This window comes from Deinococcus seoulensis (assembly GCF_014648115.1).
Classification (GTDB): domain Bacteria; phylum Deinococcota; class Deinococci; order Deinococcales; family Deinococcaceae; genus Deinococcus; species Deinococcus seoulensis.
Window position 1 is genome coordinate 39,232 of record NZ_BMQM01000021.1, and the last position, 18,594, is coordinate 57,825.

Sequence of the window (18,594 nt, forward strand, 5' to 3'; positions counted from 1 at the left end):
CCTACTCGCATCCGCTCGGATTGAACGGCTTTATAAGCCATTCAATCGGAGTCGGTCTCACTTCAAACTGATGCGGATCTCGTTCCCGCTGCTGTCCTCGGAGTCGATGAGTGGGCCGGGGGGCGGGTCGGCCTCGATGATCAGTTGCAGCGCCTCGATGCTCAGGCCAGCGGCTTCCAGCGCACGTACGCCGTGCGGCGGGATCAGTTTGGGCAGGTGCGCGGCCAGACTGACGGGCAGGTTCGCGCTGTACTCGTCGCCGTCCCCGCTCTCGATCTCGATGCGCAGGATGCGGGCCGAGGCGCGGGGCATGTGCGGTTCGGGGGGCACGGGGTCGTGCGGGACGGCCTGCTGCGTGATGCGGTCCACCATCTCGTCGATGCCTCCGGTGAAGCGGTCCGCGAAGCGTTCCACGAGGTCCTCCAGGCCGCGCACGCGCTGACCGCCGATCACGACCTGCGGGCGGCGCGGAGGCTGGGGCGGCTGCGGAGGGTAGGGCGGCTGGGGCTGCCGGGGTGACTGGGGCGGCCGGGGTGACTGCGCGGCGTTCGGGGCGTCCGGCACGCCGCGCAGCAGCATCAGCTGTTCGGCGATCTGGTCGGCGGTCAGTTCCTCGCGGTTCAGCAGGGCGGCCAGCAGTTCGCGGTCGGTGGTCTGGAGGGCCAGTCGGGTGTGCAGCGCGGCCAGCAGCGGCGCGGCGTCGTCCAGCGTCAGGCGCCCGGCGCGGATCAGGTCGAGGATGCGGCGGATCTTGTCTTTCATACGCGGCCTCCGGACGGGGTGCCGGTCAGCTGGGCGCGCAGCAGCGCGGCGCGGTGCGCCTCGGCGTTCAGGGCGGCGCGGACCTGCTGCCGGTCGTGGGTGGCCTGCGCGTCGGGGTGCAGGGCGGCGCGCAGCAGGGCGTGCAGGCGGGCCAGGAGGGTCCGGCGGCGGGCGGGGCGGTTCACGGTCAGGACCGGGCGGGTGGGCAGGACGGTCATGCGGTCACGACCTTCAGGCCGCCAGCGGTCACGCGGCAGTGCAGGTGGGCTTCTCCGCCGCCGATCTGGCCGGTGTGGTAGGTGGTCAGGAACGACCCGCTGCGCTGCGTGGGGAAGTCCGCGCGGAAGGACCCCATGGTCAGTTCGGCGTTCAGGGTGACGCTACTGCCCGCGCCGAGGTGCAGGGTGGCGTTCCCGGCGTTCACTTCCACGCGGTGGTCGCCGCTGCCCAGCACGCCGGCCCAGCGGAGGTTGCCGCCGTTCACGCCGGCGGTCAGGGCGACCGATCCGGCCAGCGTCAGGTTGCCGCCGTTCACGGTGGCGTACGCGGGGCCGCTCATGTTGCCGCCGTTCAGGTTGCCGCCGTTGACGGTGGCGTGCAGGGCGTGCGCGTCCTGCAGTTTCAGGTTGCCGCCGCTGACCTCGGCGTTCAGGTCGCCGCTCAGGTCGGGGAGGGTCAGGTTGCCGCCCTCGACGCTGGCATGCACGAAGTTGGGCGTGAACGGCACGGTCAGGATGGCGCGCAGCGAGCCGAAGTTCAGGTTCTTCTCGGGCGACTTTCGGCGGGTGACATGCCAGCCGTCGGGGGCGTGGTTCAGTGTCAGTTGCCCTTCCTCGCTGGCGCTGAGAGTGGGGGCAGCCAGGGCCGGGTCGAGCAGGACGGTCAGGCTGTACCCGCTGACCCTGAGGGTCAGGTCACGGGCGGCGTCCGGGCCGGGGCTGGGGCCAAAGTGCCCGGGGAGCGTGGGTCCGGGGGGCGTGGGGGCGGACTTGCGGAGGTCGGGGGGAGTGGGGGCGTGGTCCTCGAGCAGACCGGCGGCCTCCTCGGGGGTGAGTTTGCCTTCGGCCACCAGACGCTGCACCTGCGAACGGAAATCTTCGGACCCATGCTGTTCATCCATGTTCGTCTCCTGTGTCCATATAGAAACATGGATTTACCAATCTGTCAATCTTAATTTTTCATTCAGCCCAAAACCCCCCGATTGTCAGCCCGCAACAGGCACCTGACGCATCTCGGGCGCCGCACCCCCGGACAGGATGTAAACTCCGACTTTCCAATCGAGGTCCAGGCACGGCGCGGCCCCCTTCCCCGCCGCTGCTTTATGCTCTGAGCCATGAGCCTTCCCACCGCCCCCGACCTCAGCCCCGCGCAGCGCACGGAAATCGAACTGCTGGCACGCGGCAAGCAGGCCAAGAGCCGCGCCATGCGCGACCTGGGCCTCACGGAAACGCCGGAAACCGCGCACGCCCTGCTGCTGCGCGCCGGCCTGTGGGACGAGCGCCGCACCCCCTACGCCGACCGCCTGGGCGCCGCCACGCAGCCCGTCACCCTGAGCGTCCCGGACTTCACGGACGAACCCCGCCTGAACCTGACCCACCTGGACGCCTACGCCATCGACGACGAGGGCAACCGCGACCCGGACGACGCCGTGGGCATCGAGGTCCTGGGCGGCGGCCTGACCCGCCTGTGGATTCACGTGGCCGACGTGGCCGCCCTGGTGCCCGCAGACAGCGAACTGGACCTCGAAGCCCGCGCGCGCGGCGCGACCCTGTACCTGCCGGACCAGACCATCGGCATGCTGCCCGACGAACTGGTCGAGAAGACCGGCCTGGGCCTGCACCCCACCACGCCCGCCCTGAGCATCAGCCTGGACCTCGACGAGGACGGCAACGCCGACGCCGTGGACGTGCAACTCACGACCGTGCGCGTCACCCGCCTGACGTACACGCAGGCGCAGGCCGCGCTGGACGCCGCCCAGGAACCCTTCGTGACCCTGGCCCGACTGGCCCGCGCCAGCCGCGAACTGCGCGTGCAGGAGGGCGCCCTGAGCATCGACCTGCCCGAGGTCCGCGTGAAGGCCGGACCCGAAGGTGCCCTCGTGACCCCGCTGCCGAAACCCGAGATGCGCGCCGTGGTGCAGGAATGCATGACCCTGGCCGGGTGGGGCGCCGCCATCTACGCCGACGACCACGCCATCCCGCTGCCGTTCGCCACGCAGGACCCACCCCAGCGCGAGGTGCGAGGCAGCGGCCTGAGCGCCGAGTGGGCGCGGCGGCGCACGCTGTCCCGCACGCGCTTCCAGCCGGCGCCCGGCCCGCACGCCGGGATGGGCCTGGACCTGTACACCCAGGCGACCAGTCCCATGCGCCGCTACCTGGACCTCGTGGTGCACCAGCAGTTGCGCGCCCACCTGGCCGGACGCGACCCGCTGGGCGGGAAGGAGGTCGCCGCGCGCGTGGCGCAGGCGAGCCTGAACGCCGACGGCACCCGGCAGGCCGAACGCCTGAGCCGCCGCCACCACACCCTGCGCTTTATCGCCGCGCAACCTGACCGGGTGTGGAACGCCGTGGTCGTGGACCGGCGCGGCCCGCAGGCGACCCTGCTGATCCCGGACCTGGCGTTCGACCTACCCAGCAGCACGCCCGCCCCCCTGAACACCGAGTTGCAGGTGCGCCTGCTGGACGTGAACCTCAGCACGCTGGGCGTGCGGGCCAGCCTCGTCTGATATGGACTCCGATTGAATGGGCTGCAAAGCCCGTTCTATCCGAGCGGATGCGAGTGGGAGCGAAACAGACGGAATCCGCCTGATCCTGATTCCGTCTGTTCCATGACCGACCGGCGAGGCAGACTGGTGGTCGAGACCAATCTGCGCGGCTGTTCAGGTGATGCATAAAATCACGGCCTCTCATTTCGCCAGCAGCGAAAAACAACGTTATAGACGCACCTTTCGTACTTTCAAACCTGATTCATCTTTCATTCATTCACGGTGGGTCATGGCTACACTGCCAGTCATGACCGCCGTGATCAGCGCCCAGAGCGACATCGTGTCCCTCCGCATGAGCCACTGCCGTGCCGAGCACGCCGCCCGCAGCGCCCAGTACCACCTCGCCGTCCTGCACTACCGCACCTGCCTGGAAGTCGCCGAACGCCGCGAGGACTGCCGCGCCGTGGAATTCTTCGCGCTGAAACTCGCCGGGTGCTACGACCAGATGGGCCTGAGCAGCAAGGCCGCCAGCTTCCGAGCCCTGGCCGACTGCGGCAACCACGGCAGCGACCACGGCGACGCACCCCTGATCGGCTGACGCCCCTGATCAGCTGACGCGCCGCGCCTGCGAGCACGGTGAGACCTCCGGTCAGCCGACGCTCAGCTTCGCGCGGCACAGTGGGCGGCATGAACCGCATCCTGACCCGCCTCCTGTTCGTTCTCGCTGCCAGCGGCGCATCTGCCCTGGGCGCCGCGCAGGCCGCCACCGTCACGCTGACCCCGGGCCAGACGGCCGCGTTCGGCAGCGGCACCGTCACGCTGCTGCGCGTGCAGGACAGCCGCTGCCCCATGAACGCCCGCTGCGTGCGCGCCGGGGAACTGAAGGTCAGTGTCCTGAGCGTGCAGGGCGGCCGCACGCGCCTGCTGCACCTGCAACTCCCGGCCACCAGCAGCGACACGCCGGGCCTGAGCATCGTGGGCGCCAGCGGTCCCCTGGCCGGGCAACCCACCCGCGACCCGCTGACCGTGACCTTCAGCGACGGCCGCTGACGGCCCTCCCCGGCCGGGACCGGGCAGGCCACTGCGCCAGCGCCGCGCCCGCCAGGATCAGCGCGCCGCCCAGCACCACGCCCGGTCCCGGCCGCTCGCCCAGCACCGCGCCCGCCAGCATCAGCGTGAACAGCGGCTCCAGCGTGCCCAGCAGACTGGTGCGCGCCGCCCCCAGGTGCCGGACCGCGCCGTACAGGGCAGGCACGGCGATCAGCGTGGGCAGCAGCGCCATGGCCGCAATCACGCCCCACTGCGCCGCCGTGCCCGGCACGCCCAGGGTGCCGCCGCCCGCCGCGAGCGCCGTGAACACCAGCGCCGCCACGAGCGCCATGTGCGCCGTAGACGCCAGCGCGGGCACGCCACCCAGCAGCCGCTCGCTGGCCAGCAGGTACGCGGCGTACAGCACGCCCGCTCCCGCACCCAGCAGCAGGCCCGCCGGGTCGCGGTCGGCGGGGCCGGGCAGCCCGATCACCAGGGCCAGCCCGACCGAACCGAGCGACACGGCGCCCAGCTGCGTGCGGCGCGGCGTGCGCCCCGAGAGCCACGCCAGCAGGATCACGAAGGCCGGTGCGAGGTACAGCAGCAGGCCCGTCGCGCCCGCCGTGACGCGCCCCAGCGCCCCGAAGTAACAGATGGTCGCGGCGGCGTACACCGTGCCCACGCCCAGCATCCGCAGGCGGTCCGCGCCGCTCAGCCCGCGCGACAGGGGCAGCAGCAACAGCGCCACCATCCCGAACCGCCACGCCAGCGCGTTGAAGGACTCCAGGCCCACCTGCCCCGCCAGTTTGCCCCAGACGCCCAGCGTGCTGAACGTCAGGGCCGAGGTCACACCCAGCAGCAGGCCCGTGCGGACGTTCACCGGGGCAGGTGCGGGGCGGGCAGGCGGCAGCGTCACCCCCGGAGGGTAGCGCGTCCGGCCTGAACGTCCCGCCGGGCTGCCCAGCCGTCCGGCACCACCTGCCCCGGGCGCAGGTCACGGAAGCGGCCGGGCGCGGCGCGCTAGCCTGCGGCACGTGACGCCGCCCGCCTCCCCTTCCCCGAACCCGTGGCAGGTGGCCGTGAACCTGCCGGTGCCGCCGTACGATTTCGGCGCGCCGCACGGTTTTTCCGGGCCGGTTCCGCTGGGGTGCCGGGTGCTGGTGCCGTGGCGTGGGGAACTGGTCGTGGGCCTCGTGGTGGGCGAGGGGGACCCGCGCGCCGCCCACCGCCTGCGCGAGGCCGCGCACCTGCTCGACGACCCGGCCGCGCCGTGGGTGCCGCCCGCGACCGTGACGGGCGTGCAGGGCTGGGCGCACGACGCCCGCATTCCCGCCGGGCTGATCTGGGGCGACCTGCTGGGCGTCGGCTGGACGGCCGCGTACGCCCACATGGTCCGGGCCGTGCCGGGCAGCGACCTGAGTGCGTTCGCGCGCCGCGTGCCCACCGACCGCTGGACGGACGCCGGAGCCTTTGCGCCCGCCCTGCTGGACGCCATCCGCGAGCAGGGCCTGCTGGAGGAACGCTTCACGCCGCAACCCCGCCTGATCAGCGTGGTGGAGGCCCGCGCGCCCGAACACGTCCCGCCCGCCAGCCGCACCGTGACCGTCCTGCGCGCCGTCACGTCCGCCCCCACCCAGACGCCGACCCAGCCAACGACACTGACCCCCAGGCAGGCGCAGGCTGCCGCGTGGCTCGCGGAACACGGTCCCTGCGACACCCTGAGCGCCTGGGCACGGGGCGCCGGGGTCAGCGCCGGGGTCGTGACCGCCGCCCTGAACGCCGGGGCCGCCGAGTACGCCAGCACCGAACGGCCCCCGCCGCCCGCGTGGGAGTGGCTGCGCGACCACGGCCCGGCCGACAGTTACGCCGCCTGGGCCGCCGGGGCCAGCGCCGCCGGGATTCCCCTGAGCGGCACGCAGGCCGGAACGCTCGCCCTGCGCGGCTGGGCCGACACCATCCAGGTGCCCGCCCCTCCCCCTGCCCTGCCGGAACCCGCCGCCGCCACCCCCGACCCCGACCGGCCCGACCGGCTGCCCGAAGCGCCCGTCTGGAGACTGCACGGGGGCCGACCCGCTAGCCGCGCCGCCGCCCTGGCCCCCCGCATCGGCCGCCTGCTGCGCCAGGGCCGGGGCGTGCTGGTCCTCGCACCGGACGCCGCCACGCTGCGCCGCAGCTGGGAGCACCTGAGCGGCCTGGCCCGCACCTGCGGCACGCACGCCGCGCAGATCAGCGGCCAGCTCAGCGAGGCGCAGCGCGAGCACACCTGGCAGCTCGTGCAGGGCGGGCACGCGCGGCTGGTCATCGGCAGCGGGCACGCCCTGACCGCCCCCCTGCACGACCCCGCGCTGATCGTCGTGCTGGAGGAAGCCAGCGACGCCCACAAACTCCTGAGCGGCAGCCGCGCCTTCCTGCCCGACGTGGCCGCCCGCCTCGCCACCGCGCACGACGCCGCCCTCGCCCTCGTGGGAGCCGCGCCCGCCGCCGAGAGCGTCCCGCACCCCGGCGCGGTCCTCCCACCCCCCCGCGCCCGCGTGCACGTCGTGGACTACGCCCACCCGCCCGAACAACCCCAGATCGGACCGCTGTCCGGCGCGCACCTCGCGCCCGCCGACATGGGCTACCCCATCAGCCACGACCTCGCCCGCGTGCTGCGGCAGGTGCAGGAACGCGGACGGCAGGCCGCGCTGCTCGCCCCCCGACGCGGGTACAGCGCCCTGCTGCGCTGCCCCACCTGCGAACACACCCCCCAGTGCCGCCACTGCGACGTACCGCTGCGCTTTCATCAGGACACCCGGCAACTCACCTGCCACCAGTGCGGATACCACCAGCCCGTCCCGGACCGCTGCGACGAGTGCGGCGACCGCATGTGGAAAGCGCGCGGCCCCGGCACCGAATGGATCACCCAGGAAGTCCGCAAACTCCTGCCCGGCTTCCCCGTCTACCGCCTCGACCGCGACCACCAGGACGACCTGACGCCCCTGATGCGCGGCGAGAGCGGCGTGATCGTCGGCACGCAACTGCTGCTGTCGCACGAGGCGCCGCCCGACCTCGCCCTGATCGGCGTGACCCTGGCCGACACGTGGCTGAACGTCAGCGACTTCCGCGCCAGCGAACGCTACCACCGCCTGCTGCGACAACTTGCCGAATGGCACCCCACCCGCGCCCCCATGACCGTCGTGCAGACCTTCCAGGCGGACCACCCTGCCCTGAAAGTCATGGTCGAAGGTCGCGACACCCTCGCCTACCCCGCCGCCGAGGAACGCGCCCGCGCCGCCCTGAACTACCCCCCCCACGCCCGCCTCGCCCAGATCGAGATCAGCGCCCGCGACCAGCACAGAGCCCAGGCTGCCGCGCAGGACCTCGCCGACGCCCTCCACGGCGCCGGCGCCACCCCCCACGAAGTCCTCGGCCCCGCCCCCAGCCCCGTCGCCCGCCTGCGCGGCGTGTACCCCTACCACCTGTTCCTAAGAGCACGCAACGACGCACGGTTGGGCGAACTCCTGCGCATCCTCGACACCCGCACCTGGAAAGCCAGGGTCAGAGTGGACGTGAATCCACGGGGAGGGCTGTAAATCTGTCGCAGGCAGGCTGGAGGAACTGTAAAGATCAGGCATGACAAGCGGGCTTGATCTGAGTAGATTTCAACTGCGCCGTATTCCGACGCCGGAGTGGGCAGTTCAGGGTGTGATCCGACTTCCGGGAATAGAACCTGCGCAACTCAAGCAAATTGATGCTCAAAGCACTCAGATTCAGGATTTGGTCGAGCGCACACTCACCTGGGCGTTGACCGATCCCGACGCCATCAAACGTTTTCAGCACAGGCACAGTTACGCCGAGGGAGTCGAAGGGGAGTATTTCATCGGCCGGCAGTCCATCGAGCCTGACCCGTCGCAGAAAGGCCAGTTCTTCGTCGAGTGCGAATGCTGCCTGACTCGAAACAATTCTCTGGGTCTACCTGCCATTTACCATCGGTATACCGTTATCGTCGCGTGGACACCCACCACGCAGACCGGAGTGGCCGTGTTCGCCCGCGAACAAGAGCGTGAAAGTCAGCTGGCACGGTTGGGATACCAGCTCGTCCGCACCTTCGACCTTGCATCGCTGCCACGCGGAGCTGATCTCACGGAACAGACTCTCAGTCTCGTTCTGGCACGCTGGTCTGAGATCCTTGAATGTCTCCAGAGCCTCAGTACCCGACACTTTCCCGGGGGGCTTGAAAAAGTTCGGCTGAGACGCGAGAACAGAACGCGTCCCCCGATGTCCTCGCCAAGCTGACCCGCTGCTTCACCGCGCACTTCCCGGAGTTCCGCAAGAACCAGGTCGAGTTGCTTTCCCTCATGGTGCTCGCACTCCTCAAGGGGAAGGACGTTCGGCATGCCGAACTCGCCTCGCGCTTCCCTGGAAGCGCGCACAACGCCTCCGTCATCCGCCGTGTGGAGCGCTTTTTTGACCGGCATCCCATCCAGCCGGCCGACGTCGCCCGGGTGGTCCTGACACTCCTTCCCTCCGCACAACCACGCGAATTCATCCTCGACCGGACGAACTGGAAGTATGGCCAGACCGACGTGAACGTCCTGCTCCTGGCTGTCATCTGGCGGGGCGTCGCGATCCCCCTCCTCTACGAGCTGCTGCCCCACGGGGGCGGCAGCCATACGGAGATCCGGCACACCCTCATGGACGATGCCCTCTGCCTGCTCTCCGCAGCGGACATCCGGGTGCTGTACGCCGACCGCGAATTCGTCGGCTATGACTGGATTCAGGGATTGGCCTGCCGTGGAATTCCCATCTGCGTGCGCCTGCGGAGCGACACGCTCATGGACGACTGGACGGCGAAGGACTGGCTGAGTCGCATGCAGACCGGCATGGCCGGTCTGCTAGTCGAGGACACGCTGGTGTACGGGCAGCCGATGAATGTGGTCCTGACGCACACCCGAGATGGTGAGTCGCTGATCATCGCCAGTAACGCCGGGGCGGTGACGACGATCCAGACGCGATACCGCCGGAGGTTCCTGATCGAATGTCTCTTCCGGGCACTCAAGAGTAAGGGCTTCCAACTGGAGGAAACACACATGACGCTCCACGATCACGTGGAGCGCCTGCTGTGCCTGTTGACGCTGACCTACACGTGGTGTGTGCTCGTCGGAGTCACATTGGACTGCCCGAAGAAGGCGCATGGTCGCCGGGCGTGGAGCGTGGTGAAGATGGGCTTGCGGGAACTGGTCCGGTCGTTCAGCCAGGAGTCAGCACGCCTGTGTGATTTGATCGACCTGTTGATGCCGTCCCAGACGAACTCCCCGGAAAGTGTCGGGTACTGAGCTCCAGAGCGCGGCGATGGAAGCTGTCGAAGACGGAAGTGGGTCTGGAGAACTCGACAACGACTTCTTTCCCTCTCGGTTGGCAATGACTGGTGAGTATTACATCGACTTGATTGCTGGGGACAACCCGACAAACGTCATGGTGATGCTGCACTTTCTTGAACATCCGTTTATGGCAGGTCAGACAGATGTTGATTACCTTGGCTACGACCTCTCTCTTGATCTCACAGCTCACCCGATGACCTACGAACTATGGGGCAGCTCGGCCATCTGATCAGAGGAGGGCCGTCTACAGCGTCAGTCCCACTGCTGCCCTTTCCAGCGCGGCGTACGCGCCGTTCCGCTTTCGCAGGAGGTCCGGGGGGCCGTCCTCGACGATCTGGCCGCCCGCGAGGACGATGACGCGGTCGGCGGTGCGGGCGAGGCTGAGGCGGTGCGTGACGATCAGGGCGGTGCGGCCGCGCATGAGTTCCGTCAGGGCGGCCACCACCTGCGTTTCGCTTTCGGCGTCGACGGCGCTGGTGGGTTCGTCCAGCAGCAGCAGGGTGGGCCGGGCCAGCAGGGTGCGGGCGATGGAGAGGCGCTGGCGTTGCCCGCCGGAGAGTTTCACGCCGCGCTCCCCGACGACGGTGTTCAGTCCGTCCGGCAGGGCCTGAACGAAGGTGTGGGCGTGCGCGGCGCGCAGGGCCGCCTGGACCTCGATTTCGGTAGCGTCGGGGTGGGCGTAGGTGACGTTGTTCAGGACGGTGTCGTGGAACAGGAAGGTGTCCTGCGCCATGCTGACCGCGCCGCGCCGCAGGCTGGTCAGGGTCAGGTCGCGCACGTCGTGCCCGTCGATGCGGACGGTTCCTTCCTGCGGGTCGAAGGTGCGGGTCACGAGGCCCAGCAGGGTGCTCTTGCCCGCGCCGCTCTCGCCGAGCAGGGCGACGCGCTGCCCGGCCGGGACGTGCAGCGTCACGCCGCGCAGGATCGGGCGGGCCGGGTCGTACCCGAAGGTGACGTTCTCGAAGTCGATCTGCCCGCGCACCGGCAGCGGCAGGGGCGGCGCGCCGGGGCGGTCCTGCACGGGCACGGGGGCGTCGAGCACCTCGAACACGCGCCGCCCGCTCGCCTCTGCCCGCTGGAGCAGGTCCCCGATGTTCACGAGGTCGTCGATGGGGCCGTAGAAGTACCGCCCGTACCCCCGGTACGCGAGCAGGCCGCCCAGCGTGAACTGCCCGGCCATGATCAGCCACGCGCCGCCGCCCAGCATGATCACGTTCCCGAAGTTCCCCACGAACCGCGCCAGCGGGAACGCGCGGTTGCGGATGGTGACGGCCTGCACGCCCACCCGGTACAGTTCCTCACCCAGCGCGCCGATGCGGGCGGCCTCGGCATCCTCGCGCGCGAAGCCCTGCACCACGCGGATGCCGCTCAGGCGGTCGGCGATCAGGGCACTCAGGTCGCCCAGGCGGGAGCGCGCCGCGCGGTACGCGGGCCGCACGGTGCGGGCGTAGCGGCGCAGCATGAACGCCACCGCGATCATCGGGATGGTCGTTACAACCCCCAGCAGCGGCTGCAACGCAATGAAGATCCCGATCACGCCCACCAGCCGCAGCGCGTTCGCCAGCACAGCGTCCGTGCCACGCACCAGCACGTCCTGTAGCGCGTCCACGTCGCCCGTCACGCGGGCCAGCAGGTCCCCGGTCCGCTGCCCCTCGAAGTACGCCGCCGACTGCCCCTGCAACTTCCCGTACAGCGTCAGGCGCAGGTCCCGCGTGAACGCCTGCCCCGCCCGCTCCAGCAGCAGCCCCCGCCACGCCGACAGCACCTGCTGCGCCGCGAAGACCCCCACCAGCACCGCCAGCTGCCCCCCGATGAACACCCAGTCCCGCTCCGGAATGCCCTGATCCACCACCCGGATCCACACCAGCGGCGGGTACAGTTCCGCCGCCACGCTCAGGGTCAGCAGCAGCAGGCCCAGACCCACCGTGCGGCGGTACGGACTCAGCAGACCGTACAGGCGGCGCAGAACAGACGGACCGGGGGCAGGCATACGGGCGAGGATACGCGGCGAGGCTCAGGGCATCCGGGCGACAGCACGCATTTTATAAGGGGAACAGATGGTGGCCTGACTGCTTTAAAATTCATTCAAACGCCAGCAGTTCGCACTTCCTTTATCGACGATGCTTAACATGTCAGTAATAAGCTTCAGTCATCTGCCTTTAAACAGCTCCAGAGTGATTGACCGTGATTTTTCGTCCTTGATGCCCTCTAATTTGCCATTTCTTAAAACTTTAAAGCATTGTGGATACGATCTAGGCTTGGGTTTTATGCAGTATCTACCGTATACATCAATCTTTCCAATAAAATCCATTTCGTCAACAATTACGGGCGGCAAATGTAGAGAGATGATAGTTCTAAATGACCCATTTCCCTTATCATCTATACTTAGCTGGAAAGTCTGAAATTTTATCTGCTCACTGTTATATATTCCCGGAGATGGAAAGGATGATGCCTGGCTCATAACTATCCCACCGACCAATAGCATACATGTAATGACAAAGATCAGAATACGCATGTCTTAATCACCTCTTGAGTAACCCATCAATGATAAGGAAACGATACCTGAAAATTCTCCTAACTTCCTCCTCTTCAGGTTTGCCTTTGACCGTGTAATATAAATTCAGGCTCTCCGAAAAATCTTCTCGCGGTGCATTCTTAGCATAATCAGAAGGAAATATCTTATCCTTATCCTGTGCCGTTTTCCACTTTTCCCAATCTTTTTCTTTAAAGGTTGATTCTGACAATATGTGTCCCGCCTCATGTATAAGACTTCCATCCAGAAATTGCTGAGTTTGTTTCTCTCTTGTTGGGTAAACACCGACGATGCCGTCAGCGCCAGCCGTCATATATGCACGAAATCCGGGTCGATTATACTCTTTTGCCCAATACGCATCTCCCGGATTCGCTTGTGGATTGACATTGACGATTTTTACGAGTTTTAAAGAGGCCAGTGGTAGAGCGGCCAGACCCTTCGCAATTTCCTCAATAGAGTGTATCTTATCACTCGTCTTATTTTCTAAAACGGGGACGAAAACGCTGACAGAAATTTTGCCGATTTTGACAATGTATTTTCTGGCATTTGCCACTGAACTATCGAAGTGATGGCCTTTGACGTAAATTGGCTTTTCTATAATATATTTTGAACGGTTTTTGTCAAATGTTCCAGGCAGAGGATCTATAATGCGCATCCTAGCCTCCTGTTCGTTCATAAATCTACGTATTGCTTCCGGTTTATTCAAATCAATATTTCCCACAGATACATCAGCCTCTAGAATACCTCTTGCCAGAGAGGAAATATAGTAATCGGATCCGCCAATATAAAATAGAATGATCTCCTTCTCTCTATCCGAAAGTTCTTTGAAACCTTTCGAAGCAACCAGTTGCTTTTGGATAGGATAAATGAGTTTAATCTTCTTCCAAATAGGCACTACTACCATGCCTGCGGCACGCTGCCACGTGACGCGCGTCGGTGCAGCAGGCAGAGGCAGCAGCCGGTACGCTCCGTGTTCTCCCCCCACCGCCTTGCTCACGAGCCGCTTTCCTGTCGCCCGCGCTTCCTGCTCCAGTCCTGCGTCTGGGTCGATGCCCGTCCCCACGCGCCCCTGGCTCTGCTGCACCGTGTGCGTCACCTCGTGCGCCAGCAGTTCCAGTCCGCTCTGCGTGTTCGGGTTGAATCGCCCCGCCTGGAAGAAGATGTCCGTCCCTGTCGTGAACGCCACGGCATTTACGCCCTTGGCCAGTTTGTCTGCCTCCGCATCATCGTGAATCCGCACGCGGCTCAGGTCGTGGTTCAGACCTCCCTCCAGATGCCGCTGGATCGCCTCCGGGAGTGGATTCCCCGCGCCTCTTCTGGCCTGAATGCGTTGCAGGATCGGCTGGGTCGCCTCGGCATCCAGCTCGGCCAGTTGCCGTTGCAGCGTCTGGAGGCTCCCGAAGTTCAGCACCGCCTGTTCCTGCGCCCGTTGGCGTTGCAGCGCCTCGTCTGCTGCGCGTTGCAGCGGCAGGCGTTCAGCTGGGGGCACCATGCCCAGCACCACGCGGGACACCGGGGCACTCAGTGCGTGGCGTTGCAGCGTGGCGAGGTGCTCGCCATAGGTGGCGTACCGGGCCTGGGGATCGCCCCGGTCACTGCGGAAGCTGTGGGCGAGGGTCTGCGCCACCTGTCGTTGCAGCGTCTGGAACTCCCCGAAGGCGCGGGTGTCCAGGCGCTGCCCCTCGACGCCCTCGGCACGGGATCGCATGACCGTGATCCAGTCGGCGGGCGTGACGGGCTTGACAGGGACGGGTGACTGGGTCTGCGGCTGGACGGGGGCAACGTTGCCCAGGGCAGTCACCTGTCGCTGGATGGTGGCTCGGTCGCTGGCGAGGCGTCCCTCTTCCTGGCGCTGTAGTGTTGCGGCGCGCAGCACGGGCGCGGCGGCCTGTCGCTGGGCGGTCTGCGGGCGGGCCGTGAAGCGCTGTAGCGTGTGCCGCTGCGCTTCCAGCTGTGTCAGGGCGGGCGGGTCCGGGGTGTGGGTGCTGACCTGCCGGGTGGCGGGTGCTGGCCGCTGTGGTTTGCGCTGGTACTCCATCGCTCCTCCTGGAGTCACAGTAACCGGCAGGTCAGTTGGCGTGGGGCGAAATTGACCAGCCGTTCCACTATGGCCAGTCTCAGGTCACGCCTTGCCCGACGTCCGCTGCGCCTGATACGGGCTCTGTTTGCTTCTGAGCGTATTCGCAGGTACAGTTCTGGCACCGCATGAACAGCGAAGAGCGGCCCTGCAGGCAGCAGAAAACGCCTTTCAGGCCAGGAGCAGGATGATGAATACCATGCCTTCTTTCTGCACCGCCAGGACGGGCACGTCCGAAGTCAGCACCAGTGATGAGGCGTCCACCTGCCTGCCCTGGATCAGGTCGTTCAGGTCGATGCTGGCCGCCGCGAAGCTCGTGATCACCTGTTCGTCGACGGTCACGCCGGGGTAAGAGGCGTCCGGGAGGGGCGTGGCGAACGGGAACGCGGCGTACAGCAGGAAGTCGGTTGGGCCGGGCGCCCATCCTTGCGTGCCCAGCGGCGCGCCCAGCCAGCCGACGCGGCTGACGTCGTCGAGCGCGAGGAAGCGCTTGATGTTCCCGCCGTACGTGACCTGCCGGTCCTGCTGGGTCTGCGAGGTTCGCACGCCGGGACCGCTCTCAGCCTGATCACGGCATCCCAGCAGGGCGAGGGGGATCGTCAGGGCGCAGATCAGTGTTCTCGGGTTCACCGTGGCTTCTCGGAGGTCGTGCGTGCCGGGGTCCGGGGTGTGCGTGGGTCGTCCATCGTTCCTCCTGCGTTCACAGTACCGGGCGGTGCCGGTTGTTCACTGCCACTTTGACGGGCGGTCCGGTCGGCGTTACCGTCACCGCGCCGATCACCCCGTATCCTGCGCGGCATGACTGTGCCTGCCGACCGCTCTGATGAACGCATTCCGGTGATTGTGGTGGGTGGGTTTCTGGGGGCGGGGAAGACGACGCTGGTGAATCACCTGATCCGGTCGTTGCCGCACCGGCTGGGTGTGATCGTGAACGAGTTCGGCGCGCAGGGCGTGGATGGCAGCCTGATCGAGCGGCTTCAGGATGACGTGACGGAACTGACGGCCGGGTGCCTGTGCTGCACGGGCCGGGATGATCTGCTGCGGGCGCTGGTGACGATTGCCATGCGTGAGCAGAAGCCGGACGCGGTGATCGTGGAACTGTCGGGTGTGGCGGACCCGACGCCGGTCCTGACGACGCTGCTGGAACGGTCGGTGCGCGCGGCGTTCCGCGTGACGACGCTGGTGGCGGTCGTGGACGCCCGGCACGCGCTTCAGACGTTGCGGGAGCATCCGGAGGCGGCGCGGCAACTGGCGTACGCGAACGTGGTGGTGCTGAACAAGACCGATCAGGCGGACCCAGCGCTGCTGGAGCACGCGCAGGGCGTGCTGCGCGGCGTGAATCCGCTGGCGGAGATCAAACGGGTGGAGCGGGGTCAGGTGGACGCGGACGCCCTGCTGGCCCGCGACGATTTCGATCCGCGCGTGCTGGACGGCGTGGACGCCCGCGCGGCGCACACGCCGGGCCTGAAGTCGTTCACGTTGCGCGCCGACCGGCCGCTGGACCCGTACCGCTGGCAGCGGTTCATGACCGAGTTCCTGCTGTCCCGCCCGGCGGAGGTGCTGCGCGCCAAGGGGTTCCTGGATCTGTTCGGGTACCCGCAGCGGATTCTGTTTCAGGCGGTGCGGGACCTGTTCACGGCGGACGCCTGGGACGCCGGGGACGGCACCTCCGAACTGGTGGTGATCGGGCGGGGCCTGGACCGCGCGGAGTTCGAGGCGGCGTGGGAGGCGTGCCTGACGCCGGACCCGGCGGACCTGATCCCGGACTGAACCCTGGGTCGGGCGGGCATGAACGAACCTGAAGTCGCCTCGCACGCGCCGGGGGGGCGGGGCGGCCTACGGTGAGGGCCTCACAGGAGGTCTTTCATGCTGAACCTGAACCGTTCCCGGCCGCCCGCCCACCTCATAGAGGACGCCGTCAGCGATCACGACGCGCTGGAGGGCGTGGCCGACACGCTCCAGACGCTGCTGCGCGGCGCGGAGGCGACCCTGCCCGACGGCGTGATGGACGCCCTGCACGGCGAGTGGCTGGGGCATCCGCTGCACCCGATTCTGGTGCACCTGCCGCTGGGCGGGTGGGTGATCGCGGCGGCACTGGATCACCTGCCCGCGCAGGCGCCGGGCGCGAACGACGCGGCGGCGGACCGGGCGCTGCTGCTGGGCACGCTGGGCGCGGTGGGGACCATCGCGACCGGCTGGGCCGACTGGTCGAACACGCGCGGCGAGGCGCGGCGCACCGGCCTGATTCACGGGGCGCTGAACGAGGCGGCGTTCGTGCTGAACGTGGGGTCGCTGCTGGCGCGGCGGCGGGGGCGGCGCGGGCTGGGAAAGGCACTGTCGGGCGCGGCGCTGGGCGTGGCGGTCGCGGGCGGGTTCCTGGGGGGCGAACTGGTGTACCGGCACGGGCTGGGCGTGGGGCGCACGCTGGCCCACCGACAGGGCTGATTCCCTGGGGCCGGTGGGGGCGGTAGCATCGGGGCATGACGCTGCACCCGGACCTGCTGTTCCCCACCGCGCATGAACTCGACACGCTGACGCCCGAGGCGCTGGCGGGCCGCATGAACGCCCTTCAGGGCACGCTGGGCGCACGGATCGGGATCGAGTTCATGCAGGTGGGCCGCGAGCGCCTGGTGGCCCGCATGCCGGTCGAGGGGAATCGCCAACCTGCCGGGCGGCTGCATGGCGGCGCGAACCTCGCCCTGGCCGAGGAACTGGCGAGCGTGGGGTCGTGGTTGAACCTCGATCCGGCGCGGCAGGTGGCGGTCGGCGTGGACCTGAGCGGCACGCACGTGCGCGGCGTGACGGACGGCTGGGTGACGGGCGAGGCGACCCTGGCGTACCGGGGGCGCAGCATGATGGTCTGGACGGTCGAGATCCGCGACGAGCGGGACCGCGTGACCAGCCTGGCGCGCTGCACCTGCAACGTGATCGCCACCGGCGCGTGAGGGAACGGCCCAGCCCGGCGGGCCGCTCATACGGATTCCGTCTGTTTCGTCAGGCGGGAGCGGGTATGCTGCGCGGCGTGAACGAACGGCAGTCCTTCCAGCGGTCCCTGCGCGGCGTGGCCCTGCTGCTGTGCCTGGGCGTGTCGGCGCAGGCGGTCACGTCGTACCGGGTGCAGCCGGGGGATACCCTCAGCGGTATCGCGGCGCGCGCCGGGGTCAGTGCGGCGCAGATCCGCGCGGTGAACGCCCGGCTGCGCGGCACGGATCAGGTGCAGGCCGGGTGGGTGCTGACCCTCCCGGACCGGACGTTGCCCGCCCGGACGCACACCGTGAAAAGCGGGGAGAACCTGTCCGTGATCGCCGCCCGCTACGGCCTGAGCCTGAGTGCCCTGCTCAGCGCCAACCCCGCCTACCGGGACGGGAAGGCCCTGTGGACCGGGGCGCGCCTGACGATTCCCAGTCGCAGCGCGGCGCCCACTGCGGCCCCGGTGGCCCGGAGTACCGCGACCGTCCGGGCGGCCAGTTCATCTGGCGCGGGCGGGTGGCTGTGGCCGGTGGCGGGGCATCACACCATCAGCAGCGGGTACGGGTCGCGGGTGCTGGACGGCACGCGCGAGGATCACTGGGGTGTGGATATCGTCGCGCCGGTCGGCACCCTGGTCCGCGCCGCCCGTTCGGGCCGCGTGCTGGAATCCCGCCCGGATTACGACCGTGGGTGGGGCTGGACGGTCGTGCTGGAGCACCCGGACGGCTGGATCACCCGCTACGCGCACCTGAGTGCAAACCTCGTGAAGAAGGGCGAACTGGTCGTGCGCGGCCAGCCGGTCGGTCGGGTCGGGAACACGGGGCGCAGCACGGGGCCGCACCTGCATTTCGGTACGTACCTGCGCTGGAATCCCCGCAATCCCCTGAGTCTGTACTGATGCCCGGCAGGAGCAGCTGATGCAGGTGCACTACGCCGAGGGCAAGGGCGAGGCGGCCCGCGCTGCCCTGCATGCCTTTCTGGACGCGCTGCCGGGGTGGCCGGGGTTTCTGGGCGCGGAGTTGCTGCTCTCCTCTGCTCAGCCGGAGTTGACGCTGGTGGCGAGCCGCTGGGCGGGCGAGGTGCCGCCCCTGCCGGTGCCGGACGGCGTGCGCGCCTGGGTGTTTCAGGTGCAGGCCAGCCGCTGAACCCACAAGCCCTT

At 68.2% G+C, this 18,594-nt stretch carries 19 protein-coding genes; 12 read left to right on the forward strand and 7 right to left on the reverse strand.

Annotated features, from left to right (window positions below; translation table 11 throughout):
- Positions 1 to 57: 57 nt before the first annotated feature.
- From IEY70_RS14280 to IEY70_RS14290, 3 genes are read right to left on the reverse strand one after another with little or no spacing between them, the layout of a single operon-like run.
- Positions 58 to 762: an SHOCT-like domain-containing protein gene (locus tag IEY70_RS14280; protein WP_189065702.1), complete on the reverse strand. Its 705-nt coding sequence runs from the start codon at positions 760 to 762 to the stop codon at positions 58 to 60.
- Complete coding sequence (locus IEY70_RS14285; protein ID WP_189065703.1) at positions 759 to 980, reverse strand: hypothetical protein; 222 nt, start codon at positions 978 to 980, stop codon at positions 759 to 761. Before IEY70_RS14285 ends, IEY70_RS14280 begins: the two co-directional genes overlap by 4 nt.
- Positions 977 to 1,882: a DUF4097 family beta strand repeat-containing protein gene (locus IEY70_RS14290; RefSeq protein ID WP_189065704.1), complete on the reverse strand. Its 906-nt coding sequence runs from the start codon at positions 1,880 to 1,882 to the stop codon at positions 977 to 979. The genes IEY70_RS14285 and IEY70_RS14290 overlap by 4 nt, the downstream gene beginning before the upstream one ends.
- A 213-nt stretch (positions 1,883 to 2,095) precedes the next feature.
- Between IEY70_RS14290 and IEY70_RS14295 the strand changes: the two genes are divergently transcribed.
- The 3 genes from IEY70_RS14295 (at position 2,096) to IEY70_RS14305 (ending at position 4,516) form a co-directional block, all read left to right on the forward strand.
- Positions 2,096 to 3,487, forward strand: a complete 1,392-nt coding sequence (locus IEY70_RS14295; protein WP_189065705.1) for an RNB domain-containing ribonuclease — start codon at positions 2,096 to 2,098, stop codon at positions 3,485 to 3,487.
- Between the two features lie 286 nt (positions 3,488 to 3,773).
- A complete protein-coding gene (locus IEY70_RS14300) occupies positions 3,774 to 4,064 on the forward strand; it encodes a hypothetical protein (protein ID WP_189065706.1) in 291 nt (96 codons plus the stop codon).
- Positions 4,065 to 4,153: 89 nt separating this feature from the next.
- On the forward strand, positions 4,154 to 4,516 hold the full coding sequence (locus IEY70_RS14305) for a hypothetical protein (RefSeq protein ID WP_189065707.1): 363 nt from the start codon (positions 4,154 to 4,156) through the stop codon (positions 4,514 to 4,516).
- On the opposite strand, the gene IEY70_RS14310 is transcribed toward IEY70_RS14305, so the two are convergent.
- A complete protein-coding gene (locus tag IEY70_RS14310) occupies positions 4,500 to 5,411 on the reverse strand; it encodes a DMT family transporter (RefSeq protein WP_229777948.1) in 912 nt (303 codons plus the stop codon). The two genes, IEY70_RS14305 and IEY70_RS14310, sit on opposite strands and share 17 nt — an antisense overlap.
- A 118-nt stretch (positions 5,412 to 5,529) precedes the next feature.
- Between IEY70_RS14310 and priA the strand changes: the two genes are divergently transcribed.
- The 4 genes from priA to IEY70_RS14330 all read left to right on the forward strand — a co-directional run bounded on the left by priA (position 5,530) and on the right by IEY70_RS14330 (position 10,084).
- Positions 5,530 to 8,067: a replication restart helicase PriA gene (gene priA / locus IEY70_RS14315; protein WP_189065708.1), complete on the forward strand. Its 2,538-nt coding sequence runs from the start codon at positions 5,530 to 5,532 to the stop codon at positions 8,065 to 8,067.
- Positions 8,068 to 8,107: 40 nt separating this feature from the next.
- Positions 8,108 to 8,770 carry a hypothetical protein gene (locus tag IEY70_RS14320; protein ID WP_189065709.1) on the forward strand — a complete coding sequence of 221 codons (663 nt, stop codon included), beginning with the start codon at positions 8,108 to 8,110 and terminating at the stop codon, positions 8,768 to 8,770.
- A 62-nt stretch (positions 8,771 to 8,832) separates the two neighbouring features.
- A complete protein-coding gene (locus IEY70_RS14325) occupies positions 8,833 to 9,810 on the forward strand; it encodes an IS4 family transposase (RefSeq protein ID WP_189065710.1) in 978 nt (325 codons plus the stop codon).
- 16 nt (positions 9,811 to 9,826) lie between these two features.
- A complete protein-coding gene (locus IEY70_RS14330) occupies positions 9,827 to 10,084 on the forward strand; it encodes a hypothetical protein (protein ID WP_189065711.1) in 258 nt (85 codons plus the stop codon).
- A 15-nt stretch (positions 10,085 to 10,099) separates the two neighbouring features.
- Here IEY70_RS14330 and IEY70_RS14335 read toward each other — a convergent pair whose 3' ends face one another.
- From IEY70_RS14335 to IEY70_RS14345, 3 genes are all read right to left on the reverse strand, one after another.
- Positions 10,100 to 11,845: an ABC transporter ATP-binding protein gene (locus IEY70_RS14335; RefSeq protein WP_189065712.1), complete on the reverse strand. Its 1,746-nt coding sequence runs from the start codon at positions 11,843 to 11,845 to the stop codon at positions 10,100 to 10,102.
- Positions 11,846 to 12,377: 532 nt separating this feature from the next.
- A complete protein-coding gene (locus tag IEY70_RS14340) occupies positions 12,378 to 14,426 on the reverse strand; it encodes an eCIS core domain-containing protein (protein WP_189065713.1) in 2,049 nt (682 codons plus the stop codon).
- Positions 14,427 to 14,636: 210 nt separating this feature from the next.
- Positions 14,637 to 15,011, reverse strand: a complete 375-nt coding sequence (locus IEY70_RS14345) for a hypothetical protein (protein ID WP_189065714.1) — start codon at positions 15,009 to 15,011, stop codon at positions 14,637 to 14,639.
- A gap of 252 nt (positions 15,012 to 15,263) precedes the next feature.
- Here IEY70_RS14345 and IEY70_RS14350 point away from each other — a divergent pair, with 252 nt between their 5' ends.
- The 5 genes from IEY70_RS14350 to IEY70_RS14370 all read left to right on the forward strand — a co-directional run bounded on the left by IEY70_RS14350 (position 15,264) and on the right by IEY70_RS14370 (position 18,580).
- A complete protein-coding gene (locus IEY70_RS14350) occupies positions 15,264 to 16,235 on the forward strand; it encodes a CobW family GTP-binding protein (RefSeq protein WP_189065715.1) in 972 nt (323 codons plus the stop codon).
- A gap of 96 nt (positions 16,236 to 16,331) precedes the next feature.
- On the forward strand, positions 16,332 to 16,910 hold the full coding sequence (locus tag IEY70_RS14355) for a DUF2231 domain-containing protein (protein WP_189065716.1): 579 nt from the start codon (positions 16,332 to 16,334) through the stop codon (positions 16,908 to 16,910).
- A gap of 35 nt (positions 16,911 to 16,945) precedes the next feature.
- Complete coding sequence (locus tag IEY70_RS14360) at positions 16,946 to 17,410, forward strand: PaaI family thioesterase (RefSeq protein ID WP_189065717.1); 465 nt, start codon at positions 16,946 to 16,948, stop codon at positions 17,408 to 17,410.
- 77 nt (positions 17,411 to 17,487) lie between these two features.
- Entirely contained in the window at positions 17,488 to 18,333 is an 846-nt protein-coding gene (locus IEY70_RS14365) for a LysM peptidoglycan-binding domain-containing M23 family metallopeptidase (RefSeq protein WP_229777949.1), read from the forward strand.
- Between the two features lie 19 nt (positions 18,334 to 18,352).
- The gene (locus IEY70_RS14370) at positions 18,353 to 18,580 is read left to right on the forward strand and encodes a hypothetical protein (protein ID WP_189065719.1); all 228 of its coding nucleotides are present in this window, start codon (positions 18,353 to 18,355) and stop codon (positions 18,578 to 18,580) included.
- Positions 18,581 to 18,594 lie beyond the last annotated feature (14 nt).

Excerpts from the sequence above, each read along its gene's own strand:
- IEY70_RS14280 (WP_189065702.1), bottom strand. The coding sequence starts at position 762 with ATGAAAGACAAGATCCGCCGCATCCTCGACCTGATCCGCGCCGGGCGC.
- IEY70_RS14285 (WP_189065703.1), bottom strand. The coding sequence starts at position 980 with ATGACCGTCCTGCCCACCCGCCCGGTCCTGACCGTGAACCGCCCCGCC.
- IEY70_RS14290 (WP_189065704.1), bottom strand. The coding sequence starts at position 1,882 with ATGGATGAACAGCATGGGTCCGAAGATTTCCGTTCGCAGGTGCAGCGT.
- IEY70_RS14295 (WP_189065705.1), top strand. The coding sequence starts at position 2,096 with ATGAGCCTTCCCACCGCCCCCGACCTCAGCCCCGCGCAGCGCACGGAA.
- IEY70_RS14300 (WP_189065706.1), top strand. The coding sequence starts at position 3,774 with ATGACCGCCGTGATCAGCGCCCAGAGCGACATCGTGTCCCTCCGCATG.
- IEY70_RS14305 (WP_189065707.1), top strand. The coding sequence starts at position 4,154 with ATGAACCGCATCCTGACCCGCCTCCTGTTCGTTCTCGCTGCCAGCGGC.
- IEY70_RS14320 (WP_189065709.1), top strand. The coding sequence starts at position 8,108 with ATGACAAGCGGGCTTGATCTGAGTAGATTTCAACTGCGCCGTATTCCG.
- IEY70_RS14325 (WP_189065710.1), top strand. The coding sequence starts at position 8,833 with ATGGTGCTCGCACTCCTCAAGGGGAAGGACGTTCGGCATGCCGAACTC.
- IEY70_RS14330 (WP_189065711.1), top strand. The coding sequence starts at position 9,827 with ATGGAAGCTGTCGAAGACGGAAGTGGGTCTGGAGAACTCGACAACGAC.
- IEY70_RS14335 (WP_189065712.1), bottom strand. The coding sequence starts at position 11,845 with ATGCCTGCCCCCGGTCCGTCTGTTCTGCGCCGCCTGTACGGTCTGCTG.
- IEY70_RS14340 (WP_189065713.1), bottom strand. The coding sequence starts at position 14,426 with ATGGAGTACCAGCGCAAACCACAGCGGCCAGCACCCGCCACCCGGCAG.
- IEY70_RS14350 (WP_189065715.1), top strand. The coding sequence starts at position 15,264 with ATGACTGTGCCTGCCGACCGCTCTGATGAACGCATTCCGGTGATTGTG.
- IEY70_RS14355 (WP_189065716.1), top strand. The coding sequence starts at position 16,332 with ATGCTGAACCTGAACCGTTCCCGGCCGCCCGCCCACCTCATAGAGGAC.
- IEY70_RS14360 (WP_189065717.1), top strand. The coding sequence starts at position 16,946 with ATGACGCTGCACCCGGACCTGCTGTTCCCCACCGCGCATGAACTCGAC.
- IEY70_RS14370 (WP_189065719.1), top strand. The coding sequence starts at position 18,353 with ATGCAGGTGCACTACGCCGAGGGCAAGGGCGAGGCGGCCCGCGCTGCC.